Source organism: Paenibacillus sp. IHBB 10380 (genome assembly GCF_000949425.1).
Lineage (GTDB): Bacteria > Bacillota > Bacilli > Paenibacillales > Paenibacillaceae > Paenibacillus_AQ.
In genome coordinates, this window is sequence record NZ_CP010976.1 from 4403769 (window position 1) to 4415991 (window position 12223).

Genomic DNA, 12223 nt, shown 5'->3' on the forward strand with positions numbered 1-12223 from the left:
TCGACTACATTCTGCTTAATTTATGATGTTTATAAGGGTATTCAGATTATTAACCGATAATGAGTCCGAAGAAACATCAGGCACAAAAAAAGGCCCTGAAATAATTCAGGAACCTTGTGTATTAAATCTTCAGTTGTTACCATCTAACCATTATATGGGTCGGCATGATGCCAGGATGGATTATAATTTCACAACGTTAGCTGCTTGCGGTCCACGAGCGCCATCAACGACGTCAAACTCAACGGCTTGACCTTCATCTAAGCTCTTGAAACCATCTGTTTGAATTGCGGAGAAGTGTACGAACACATCGCCTCCATCTTCCGTTTCGAGGAAGCCATAACCCTTTTCAGCGTTGAACCATTTCACTTTACCTTGCATTCACAAACATTCCCTTCGTTTTCAAATAGAAGTGAGCCTTACTCACTTTTTTGAATATAACACCGGAAGGAAGCGCTGTCAAATGGGTTCTTATCATCTTAACTGCAAAGAGCCTCTTCAATATTGGACTCTCCATCGCCTACTGCGCACGTTCAATATCCCAAAAAAACCCTCTAAATCCACTCAAGAATGCACAAGTAGATAGAAGACTCATTTTTTAAATATGATTTACTTCACAATAGCTTGGATTGCCCCTTAAGTTTGAATACACGCTCTCATAATCCTACCCTATCTTAGTTTCTTAGAATTTATAATCGAACGCTTTAATGGGAATTGGTTCAATCAAATTTTGCTTGTAGAAATCATAAGGTGCTATGTCTTGAATGCTCGAATGGATTCTGCGTTCATTGTAAAACTGAATGAACTCAACCACTACTTCTTAAGGTCCGGGTCCGATAATGGTTCACAGTTTGTACGGCATGCCGTTTAAGATGCTTACAAAATATATCACGTCGAGCATGAACGAATTCCAGTAAGAACGCCAAACATGAACGCTCACATTGAATCGTTTCACCCTATTCTCTCTAGCTATGATTTTAATTCCTATCATGAAAAGCGCAGAAAAGACCCTGAAATGATTCAGGATCCCTGTGGAATATGTTCATTCTCTAAGTAATTATTCCTTATTCCATTCGTAGAACTCTGAAGCCTTCACTACATAGACCAAATAATCAATATCGGTTCTATCAATCTATAAATTAATCTATAAAAAATGGATAAAGCCTCTATCTAATGACAGAGGCTTTATGAGATATCAACTAAATTTTTACTATAGATTCTATTTACGGCGATCCATAAGGATACTATCAGGTGAATAGGCGGTCTCATATCCATTACGTTGAGCTTTAGATTGACTACGTTGTAATAGCCAATCTTGAGCTTCGTTTTTCAGTACTAGCATTCTAGCCATAATTAATTCATTACTTTTCAATATTTGTTGTATTTTAACCCTTTGGGCATTCGTCAGTACATGATCTGCTTTTAGATTGTTTAATCTATCCACCAACTTTTGACGCACATCTACAAAAAGCTCCATTTCCTCATAAGAACACTCATCTACTGTATTTATCATTTCATTAGTTAAGTTATTTAGCTCCTCTATTGTCTCATCCATGAGAAGTAGTTTCGCCTAACTTTGGGGTTCCCATTTTTATTGCCTCAAGCCAAGTATCCTTCAATTCCTGTATATAGCCCAAAGCCTCTTCAGCTAAAGCCTTTTCTTTTTTTATGTTAGATTGAATTAACAGGTGATAAATATATTCATATAAAGAATATAGATTCTTGGAGATATCATAAGTATAGTCAAGTGTAGACATCAGTTCGCTGATGATAGTTTGAGCTTTACTCACATTTAAATTAGTGATTTCATAGTTTCTCTTATCCATTCCGTCAACGGCTATTCGAATGAAACGTATGGCCCCATCATATAACATGATGACCAGTTGTTCTGGAGTTGATGTTTGAACTGAAGACTGACGATACTTGTCATAAGGAGATTTCATCATTGTTTTCACCCTTACCCTAATAAGCTTGTTAAGCTAGATGATTGAGAGTTGTACTTACCCATAGATTTTTCCATAGCAGTAAATTGCTTGTAGTATCTAGTTTCCATATCCGCCAACCGAGTCGCCAGAGCTGAAATTCGTTTATTGTAACCTTTCAATTGCCTTCCCATAACACTTTCTTCTTTAAAGATACTATTAGCATCATTGCTATATTTAGAAGTACCCGCACTTTTCACCAAATTATCAAGTGCCTTATTCATAACATTATCTAGCTTGTTGTATATACCTGTATTTACACTATCTCCAGTAATACCTTTAAATATATTCATGATTTTCTCTGGGTCACTTTCCAAAGATGCTGTTAATTTTTTTTCATCAATATATATTTTACCATTTTCAAAATACTGTCCCGTAGTTATGCCAACCGAACTTAAATTGCTAAGCTGCCCCGAGATAATAGAGCGCATATCACTTATAGCAGTATTTAGTATTCCATCATTTTTTAGAAGCCCACTTTTTGCCTTGGCTTCCCATGCTGTAATCTCACTTTCTTTCATATCTGCTTTCTGCTTGTCTGAAAGAGGTACAAATGTCCGATATTTCTCTTCACTAGTTTTCTTGTTAAATGTACTAATTAAGTCATTATAATTTTCAACAAATGCTTTAATTGTCTCCAGCGCTTTGGTTGGATCGGCGCGGGTAGTAATTGAGCTTGGACCATCAGTCCCAGTAACGTCCAGAATGGTAAGCTGGACACCATTTACAATTAATGAATTGTTATCTGGATAGAATACTTTCGATGTACCGTCTTTTGTATTTGTAACCGTAACCTCAGCAATCTTTGCTGGCTCTGCTATCACATCTGTTGGGAATCCCAATAGTGTTAACAAGGAGCTTGCCTTAGCGGTACCATCAGTATCAGTAAGCTGAATATTACTGATAGTCCCGTAATCTTTAGCTGTTATTGAAAACTTACCACTCAATTCATCAAATGATGCATTGACTTTACTACCAGAAGAAGAACTAATTTTACTAATGACACTTGAAACTGTATCCGTCGCTTTAAACGTCAATTTTGTCTTATTGATATACAAATCATAAGTATCATCTGCTGAGCCTGCTCCAATGTCCATCAAAGTCGTTTTTAATGTAACATCGGATGTTACACTCCCTGGTGTCTTCAATCCACTTGCAGATTGAAGGTATGCTTTTTCTGCTATTTTTGTAACTTCGACAGACATGGGTGTGCCGTTAGCATTTCCTGTGACTTCGGCCTTAACGGCTGTCGTATTACCAGTTACTGTTACTTGTTGTGTATTCATCGCTCCTGAATGCTTATATGCAGTAAGCTTACTCTTAAAATCAACCATTTTACTATTCATTTCACGATAACTATCTCGAGTCCATTCTAAACGGGTTTTTTGTTGATTCAATTTATCAAGTGGCGCCCGTTTCGCTGTCATAAGTGATGTTACCATGCTGTCAATATCCATACCTGAGAATCCGTTAATACGCATTTATATGCCTCCTTTATACCTTCTCGTCAATAAGAATGCCCGCAATTTCCATCATTTTAGCAACCAAGTCTAGAGTCTTCTCAGGAGGAACTTCACGAATCAGCTCCCCACTTTCCTTGTTCAGCACCTTTACCATGATGGCGTGTGTCTTCTCATGTACACTAATTTCAAGGGTTGTCATAGGTCCCTCTAACGCCTTAACAGCTCGATCTATGTTCCGTATAAGCTGTTCTTGCCCAATAGGAATCTGAACCCCTTGTTTCTCCAACTTAGCTAATTCAGTTCCACTCTTCACTGCTCTGATTAGATTCGTAGCTTGATTAGAAGAAGTATTTTCATTCATCTGTCGTGGCTCAGCAGTAGTGTTTGTATAGCTATTGGTAGATAAAGAGAATTGCAAATTCATTAGACACCCTCCGGTTATTCGTTTATCTTATTTATCGGTTATTATGGTTGACTAATGAAGAGGAACTGCAAAGTCTTGTTACAAACAATAGTCTATCCTATCAACAAAAATGTAAGTAGAATATATCGAAACTTAGCATCACACTTGCATGCAGTTTTTACTAGAAATGACTATAAGATACAAAGCATCCACAACCAAGGTATTTCATTCGGTTCAATAACCCCAATTGCGCTATCCCTCGTAGAGTTTTATTGAGCCCTCGAATTGAAAATCATGATTATATATTATTTGGAATCCCGAAAATACAACTATTGCAAGGTACTAATATTAGAACTCAATTCATTAAATAATACTTCCGTGTTAACCAGACTATTCTGTGCCCTTTGAATTTCTACTAATCCATTTTTAATTTTTATAAGATCTTCTTTTTGTATTCCATAATTACTGAATAACAAAGAGACCTCTAACTTATTAAATAACAAGATCAGTCTATTTTCATTAAGCGGTCCTAAGATTTCTGTTAATGCACGATCTAAATTTTTTTCTTGTCCGTAAATTGATTTTATTATTGAAGGTAGAGTTATACTGCAAGCAATTCCATGAGGTATCTCTTTCCTTAATGTTAATTCATAGGAAATTGCATGCGCAATAGCTGTCTGCGTATTTGAAAATGCTAATCCAGCCTTTAGAGAGGCATACATCAACCTCTCTCTTAATGCTATGTTTGACAAATCATTTATAAGTTTCGGTAATACCTCTATAATCTCTTTGGCTGCTTGTATAGCATGATCTCTGGATAAATAATTAGCATTCTTATTCCATAAAGATTCGAAACTATGTGATAATGCATCTAGACCTGTTTGAATTGTAAGTTCTTTAGAAAGTGATAACGTTAAAAGAGGATCATAGATCGCTAATTCACACCATAGATCTTTTAATTGTAGAGAGTATTTTTTTTTGTTAACGTTATCCCACACAGTAGCCCAAGGCGTAATTTCACTACTAGTTCCAGAAGTTGTAGGAATAGCAATTATAGGACGTAGTTTATACTCGAACTCTGTTCCTTCTTTTATCAACCTTTTTAATGGTTCAAAACTAGACTGAGATTCTTGATAAACAGAGAGAACTTTAGCAGTATCGATTACACTACCACCACCAAGAGCAACAATAACATCAAAATGTTGATGTATAATTTTTTCATAATAAAATGACAACTCATCAATAGTTGGATTAGGTGCGATACTATCTATAATAATAATATCGCTATTTATTTGTTGCTTTAACTGTTCTACTGTTCCTCTTTTAGTAAATCCCTTGGAAGTTAGCAAGAGGACCTTTCTATCACCTACAACCTCATTCAGTTGAGTAAAGCTGCCTTGTCCAAAAGTGACTTGGACAGGATTATAATAATTAAATTTATTCATCCTCAAACATCTTCTTTGCAAGTTTATAATCTTCTAAAAAATCAATTTCAATCCATGGGAGATTCTCTGTTGAAGAACAGTATATTGTACCACCTGCTTCTACCATTCTAGTAAATGCATACGTATCATATTCATTTAAACTTTCATTGAACAATATATGTTCAATTTGCTCAAATAAAGCCTTTGAATTATTTACATAGGCTATCCCGGTCCACTCACCATCAGATTCGCTACTAGAAATACCTTTATGGGATTTAATCAAATACTTTTCATGATCAATCATTACTTTCATTGCTTCTTCATCTGTAGGACCATAGTCAGTTACTAATTCAATATCATAATTACCTATAAATCTTTTATTTAATGTAGACTTTAAAAGGTCTTCATCGAAAACTACATCACCATGTAGGTATACAAAAGGATCATTATTAACAAATTCCTTAGCGAACCATAAAGACCCCATATTATTACAATGTTTATAAAAGGGATTTGCTATATAGGTAACTCCTTCGCCAACTTTCTTTTTGATTAGACTTTCTTTATAACCGACTACAATACTAACTTGGTCTATACCATTCTTTTTAAGGATATCAATAGATCGGTTAAGTATTTGTTGATTATTTATTTCTAATAGACCCTTGGGACTTTCTAGGGTAAGAGGATACAGTCTACTTGATAGACCTGCCGCAACTATCACAGCCTTTTTAATCATTTACTTCACCCCTTAAAAAGTTCATTAACCTTTCCTTTACTTCATATGGTTTTAGCTTCGGTCTTCCTAAGTTTTCCTTTACTCCATTAGAAGTCTTTAAATATGCAAAGGTAAGTCCCTTTTTCTCCTTCCACTTCATTAATTCTATCTCCAACTCATCAATACTGTGAAGGTAAATTGAATTTTCATAACCGACATTAGCAGCTAGACTTACAAAGTCAACATTATTTGAAACAGTTCGCTGTCCTCCAGTTGACTCATGACTACCATTATCGAGCAATAAATGGAAAAGGTTTTTCGGATAATAACAAGCATTTGTAGCTATTGAACCCATTCTCATCAAAAAGGCCCCATCTCCATCAATTGCAATTATATTTTTTTGTTCTAAAGTCATTGCTAATCCCAAAGCTAGAGAACTAACACACCCCATTGAACCAACCATATAAAGATTATTTGGTAAATCTTCAATTTCATATAGTTCTCGACCTGTTAATCCGGTAGTAGCAATATTAATCATATTAGAATCAGTCAATTTACTTATTTTCTCTAAAACTTCCATTCTTTTAGGTAGAGAATCTTCAGCTTTCTTTAACAACTCTCTTTCACAGCCAACTTTTTTCAACTTTTGCTCATCTAATTTTTCTTTTACAAATATATTTTTCCTAACTATAAAGAAAAATGACTTCTTTTGCTCTATTTTTATATTTGCACGCTTCAATTGTTCAAATGCTTCTTCTTGATTATTAGAAAGGTACTCCCAATCAATTTTCATAATATCCAACATTTCTGATGTAATCTGTCCCATAAGTTCATGTTGGGGTTCATCATCTAACCCCTCTTCTCCTCTCAGACTAACAAAACCCAAAACTGGAATTCTAAAAGTATAATTTAAAGAAGTAAGAGGCGAAGTCGCATTGGTTAAACCTGAGTTTTGGCATAGAAATACAGATTTCCTGCCTCCAATATGTGCTCCAGCACATATCGCGACAGCATCTCCTTCATTAGCAGCCATAACATAATCACAATTATTTATAGCATAGTTAATCAGGTCTTTTAAAAATGAACAAGGAACTCCACTATAGAAATCAAATCCTAACTTTTTAAGTTCGTTTCCAAATTGCCTAGTATTTATCTGCATATAAATCCCCAGCTTTCTGCAAATCTAAGATATCATCAACATCCAACCATGAGCCCTTTATATATTTAACAGCAACCTTATGATTCCGAGAAATGATTTCATTAAATAAGTCATTCATTCTTAATTTTTTGAAATCTTCCCTTTTCGCTAATATCTCCAATGTGTCTTTTACTATTTGTGCCCCCAATTTACTAACCTTCCATAACCCAATAAACTCTCCATTAATTTCTGGTAAAGATAACGATGAAGACATACTTTCTAGACTAACAGATTCTAAAAAAAGCATCTTAGTGTATGGCTTATTTGTTTTTACATGATCTCTATAATCAACTGTTAATTCAGTATCTGCATCTGCAATAATAGTGATATCATTTGGATCATTTAATAGTTCATTCAAAATATATCCCTTATATAGAATATCTCCATAGCTAATAACCTTATCTTCCTTTAATTCGTCTTTTGCTAAATAAAGCGAGTATAGTTCAGAAGTAGATTCATAAAAATCGTTATCTACTGTTTTTATATTACTAGCGAAGATCTTTTCCTTAGCAAATCCCCTTACTACACTAATATCCTTGATACCTATTTGATTTAACGTCTCCACCTGCAAAGACAATAATGCCTTTCCATTAATCTTAAGCAACGCTTTTGGAATATCCCTAGTCAGTTCCCCCAAGGCTTTACCCTGTGATGCTGCAAGTATAATTGCACTTATCTTTTTATCAGTAGTTGGAAGATATTTTTTTTCAGCAAGCTTTAACTCGTCTGCACCTTGTAATCTGAAAATATCAGATACAGAAGCAACTTTACCCTCAATACTAATTAAACTTTGCTCATGAAATATTTGTTTAGATGTTTTTTCCATAGCTGTAACAGCAGCTCTTATATTATGATTAGCCCATATAACCATATCCACACCCATCTCTCTAAAATAGTCAGTGGGTGTTGAATAATATTTAGTTGGTACAATAACAACTGGATGTCTGTTATCCCATTCCTTCATAAATGCTTCAATATCTGATGGATTTGATTTTTTACTGTGTATTAACACAGCATCTGCTCCAGCGAGTCTATAAGCATCTGCACGACGCAGCGCCTCAGCTAAATCCCAACCTGCTATAAAGGCCTCCACCCTAGCAACCACAACAAAATCATCATCTGCTTGAGCATCTTTCGCAGCCTTTATCTTTCCGCAAAACTCATCTACATCTGCAAGGGGTTGAGTCTCTCCACTTATAAACGAATTTGTTTTTGGAAATAATTTATCTTCAATACATACTCCTGCCACACTTCTTTGCTCTAGCTTATGAACCAATCTCCTCATATTATTGAAATTTCCATATCCTGTATCACCATCAAGTAAAATTGGAATTTTCGTTGCATCGCTCATAAACTCTAAAACTTCCATAATTTGAGTCCAGGATGCTTCATTATTATCACGTACCCCTAGAGAAGCTGAAATTGATAACCCACTTCCCCATATTCCTTTGAACCCCGTCTCTTCGACTATTTTAGCGGATAAACCATTATGAGCCTCCATTATAAACTCTAGACTTTTTGAATTAATCATATTTTTAAGTTGTGTTGTTTTCTTCATTAGTTTAATCCCTCAAATTCATTATTTTTTTTACTGATAGCATTATCGATCACTTTCCATGTACGATTTACAGAATTAGCATCACTTGATTCAAAAAATACAGGTAACAGTCTCTCTCGTTCTTCTCTATAATAATCTACATTTACACAGCACTTAATTAGCTCATCCTGAAGATCCTTTTGTAACTGTACCTTTGGTCCTGCCATCCAAAAGTCATACGGTTCTAATATTAACCCTCGTTCTTTACGATATTCCTCAATATCCGTATTCACAAAAATAGTAGGTTTGTTCATAAAAAGAAAATCATTATATATCGTAGAATAATCGGTAATTAATATATCCCCTGCACCTAGAATCTCATATAAATCCAAATCATTTTTTTCCAAATTATCATTATTAATGAAGAATAAATTATTATATAATCTCTTCTCATTTTTGTGAGATATAGAGGTCTCTTCCCCATGATGTGGCTTTGAAATACAAATCATATTATTGTCTTCTAAAAATGCATCAAACTGTTCATAGTTAAAGTCTAGAATTTTAAAGTTATCATTTAATTTGTGAGAGCCCTCAACTCTATTAATCTCATCAAAAACATGAAATGTAGGCATATTGAAAATGATCTTTTTGTCGGATATATCTACACCTAGTAACGCAGTTAAATTCTCCCTACTTTTAGATAATGTAAGCATATCATTCCTTGGTAGCCCTGTTATTTCATACTTATTTTCTGGGATAGCATAAAATGAACTGAATACAACATTATGCATATGAGATGCAGTACATACTATATCGACATTTTCAAAAACTTGTTGATCTCCACCCGATCTTTTATCTTTTTTGTCCATAATTCCACAAGCTTTTATAGATATTCCAGCATGCCCAACGTCTATATTATATGTGAACTTAGGATTATATAGAAAAGTAGCAAAGCCCGATACAGTATAAGAAGATATCAGCGGTATTCTTACAGTTTGTTCTAAACTCCACACATCCCTACCATATATTATATTTATTTTATATTTATCTTTATATTCATTGGGCATATATTTTAATAACGCACCAATATTTGAATCAGCAGCATTAAATTTATTAAAGGAAATTGTTGTTAGATATTCTTTTTTCATAATTTTACTCATTAATTCCTTATCGATATAAACCAGTTCCATATTTGAATTAATATCAACTAAAACATTACACTCAGTTATTCCACTTCTAGCAAGTTCCCTCACTTGTTTAACATATTCATTATTGAAAGGAACGATTATCTTTATCATTTCATTCGAATTTTTAAGTTCAATCAAATCACGGAGTGATATAACCTCTAGTCCTTCTTTAATTATCTTGTGGTGAGTACAGTAGCCGTTTACATTAAGATTACTAGAAGAAATTAATTGTAAGTATTCATCAGATAGATCATTATCAAGATCTACGATATAAGTTAATTTTTCCGCCTTTTTCAGAAAGAGATATATCGGCGATTTTTGATCTACTTCATTTGAAATATCATAAAAGTCGCGCCCCCTAATAACCTTTTCATCATAAATAAACTCTGCATATAGCTGATATAATACTCTGACACTCTTGTCATATAAACGCGGTATTGCTTTGACATATGAGTCCACATCATTAAAACATAGATACGCAAGTGGAGATATATAATCCAACTGTTTATCTTGGTTACGATAATTTAGTTCTTGTTTTATTTCTTCTGCTACAAAGATTGATTCCGAAATGACTTGATTAAAAACCTCAAAGTTGCCGTTAAATATTAAGACTCTAAGATATTGTCTTTCTATATACTTAATTTGTTGTCTTTCATATGCTTGTTTTGCTATCAATTCAAATTGCTTAGTGTCCTGGATATTCAAATAGACACCATACATTATATCGAAAATGGGGGAATCATAGTTCAAAGAAATTCTATGGAGTTGTTCTCCAACTGCACAAAATTCTATTTCCATTTCTCGCTCGCTGATAATCCCTTCAGACAGGTTATAAAGCAATGCAGCCCTGGCGTTCCAAGAATTCTCTGCTATAAAGTTATTAATAACATCACGATCAACCTTTATCTCAAGGGCATTATTTATAGCAGTTGTAAATTGATCTGCTTTATTAGCTAAAAATACGTATGGTTTCCCAATAGCAGAATCAGGCATAAATGTTGTAACCACTGGCAGATTACAAGCAATGTATTCATATTGCTTAATAGAATCACAATTAATAACGATATCACTGTAGTCTTTGAATGGTACAACACCAACTTGCATATGAACTAAATATTCTTTTAGCTCTCCATGTCCTTTTGCCCCTAAAAAGTATAGGTTAGGTAATGATTCAGCTAATAATTCGGTACTACCAAATCCAATTACGACAAATGACTTATCAGGATTATTCTTGACCACACTATAAAAAAGTTCTGTATCAAATCTTTCATATAGCGCTCCAACATACACTATTCTTGGTTCCGGTATATCTTTAATATCATTAGGCATTTCATTATTTTTTAGAACAAAGTCTATTTCATTCACTGCATTTCTAGATAAAAACACATTATTTCTTTTTTCATTTGCTGAACGCTGCAGATATAAAGATAGTGATGTAGTTGTTATTACATCAGCAGTTTCCATTAATTCTTGTTCCCATAGAACATCCTTTTTATGCCCCCAAAATGCATACTCAAGATCCGTATGATCATCTACACAATCATATATATGAAAAAAGTTACCTTGTACGGATTTTATAACATTAACTTGATAGGGAAGATACGTAATAATCACTGTTTCTTTATCAAGGGAATTTACGTCCAACACATTTTGAACAAGATTGTTATAGTTAATAATTACACTATTATCCTTTTTATTAACTATTAAAGGCTGAAGTATGTTGACTCCGTCTACCACCCTCAAATTATCCCATGAGTATTTAGTTAACTCTGAAATATTCAGACGTTCTTCTCCTTCTATTATATTAGCCATTACACCTGGCTCAATATAAATAACCTCATGACCATATTTGACCAGCGAGCGTGAAATATGATGCATTCTTTGATAGATGTCTCCCCAACCACAGGATGACAAAATTACAAATGTCTTCTGTTTACTATTAGCAGCCACATCAAAAATATTTTTCAATTCTTTATTATGGGTACAAAGATTAATTAGTTCTTCTTTCAACTTCAAATTATCCACATAGCGATATGCAAGACCATAATATAAAGCAGCATCGCTAATACATCCTATATGTTCAAGTGCATAAGCATAATTATATAATACATCCCCATTCAATCGATCAATATCAAGAGCCTTTTCGAAACAGGTAGTGGCAGTATTATATTCCTCTAATTTCAAGCATAGTATTCCTTTAAGATTCCAATATTCAGAATTATTAGAATAATCACTTTCATTATCAATGATTAAGGTATATGCATTTTGAATATCATTGTTTTTTATATACTCACCGATACTATTAAGAATATTCATTTCC

At 33.9% G+C, this 12223-nt stretch carries 11 protein-coding genes; all 11 read right to left on the bottom strand.

What is annotated here, in order from left to right:
• Window positions 1-180 precede the first annotated feature (180 nt).
• The 11 genes from UB51_RS20065 to UB51_RS20110 all read right to left on the bottom strand — a co-directional run bounded on the left by UB51_RS20065 (window position 181) and on the right by UB51_RS20110 (window position 12219).
• A complete protein-coding gene (locus UB51_RS20065) occupies window positions 181-378 on the bottom strand; it encodes a cold shock domain-containing protein (protein WP_044878805.1) in 198 nt (65 codons plus the stop codon).
• 301 nt (window positions 379-679) lie between these two features.
• Complete coding sequence (locus UB51_RS29820; RefSeq protein WP_445322339.1) at window positions 680-811, bottom strand: IS3 family transposase; 132 nt, start codon at window positions 809-811, stop codon at window positions 680-682.
• A 405-nt stretch (window positions 812-1216) separates the two neighbouring features.
• The gene (locus tag UB51_RS20070) at window positions 1217-1552 is read right to left on the bottom strand and encodes a flagellar protein FliT (RefSeq protein WP_044878806.1); all 336 of its coding nucleotides are present in this window, start codon (window positions 1550-1552) and stop codon (window positions 1217-1219) included.
• On the bottom strand, window positions 1545-1943 hold the full coding sequence (fliS, locus tag UB51_RS20075; protein ID WP_082063204.1) for a flagellar export chaperone FliS: 399 nt from the start codon (window positions 1941-1943) through the stop codon (window positions 1545-1547). The genes UB51_RS20070 and fliS overlap by 8 nt, the downstream gene beginning before the upstream one ends.
• An 11-nt stretch (window positions 1944-1954) precedes the next feature.
• Entirely contained in the window at window positions 1955-3460 is a 1506-nt protein-coding gene (gene fliD, locus UB51_RS20080; RefSeq protein ID WP_044878808.1) for a flagellar filament capping protein FliD, read from the bottom strand.
• Window positions 3461-3473: 13 nt separating this feature from the next.
• Window positions 3474-3866, bottom strand: a complete 393-nt coding sequence (locus tag UB51_RS20085; RefSeq protein WP_044878809.1) for a flagellar protein FlaG — start codon at window positions 3864-3866, stop codon at window positions 3474-3476.
• 308 nt (window positions 3867-4174) lie between these two features.
• Window positions 4175-5290, bottom strand: coding sequence for a phosphonoacetaldehyde reductase (locus UB51_RS20090; RefSeq protein WP_044878810.1), 1116 nt, complete (start codon window positions 5288-5290; stop codon window positions 4175-4177).
• Window positions 5283-6002: a phosphocholine cytidylyltransferase family protein gene (locus UB51_RS20095; RefSeq protein ID WP_044878811.1), complete on the bottom strand. Its 720-nt coding sequence runs from the start codon at window positions 6000-6002 to the stop codon at window positions 5283-5285. The genes UB51_RS20090 and UB51_RS20095 overlap by 8 nt, the downstream gene beginning before the upstream one ends.
• Window positions 5995-7140: a phosphonopyruvate decarboxylase gene (gene aepY / locus UB51_RS20100; protein WP_199924952.1), complete on the bottom strand. Its 1146-nt coding sequence runs from the start codon at window positions 7138-7140 to the stop codon at window positions 5995-5997. Before aepY ends, UB51_RS20095 begins: the two co-directional genes overlap by 8 nt.
• The gene (gene aepX, locus UB51_RS20105; RefSeq protein ID WP_044878812.1) at window positions 7124-8737 is read right to left on the bottom strand and encodes a phosphoenolpyruvate mutase; all 1614 of its coding nucleotides are present in this window, start codon (window positions 8735-8737) and stop codon (window positions 7124-7126) included. The genes aepY and aepX overlap by 17 nt, the downstream gene beginning before the upstream one ends.
• A complete protein-coding gene (locus tag UB51_RS20110) occupies window positions 8737-12219 on the bottom strand; it encodes a CDP-glycerol glycerophosphotransferase family protein (protein ID WP_044878813.1) in 3483 nt (1160 codons plus the stop codon). The genes aepX and UB51_RS20110 overlap by 1 nt, the downstream gene beginning before the upstream one ends.
• Window positions 12220-12223 lie beyond the last annotated feature (4 nt).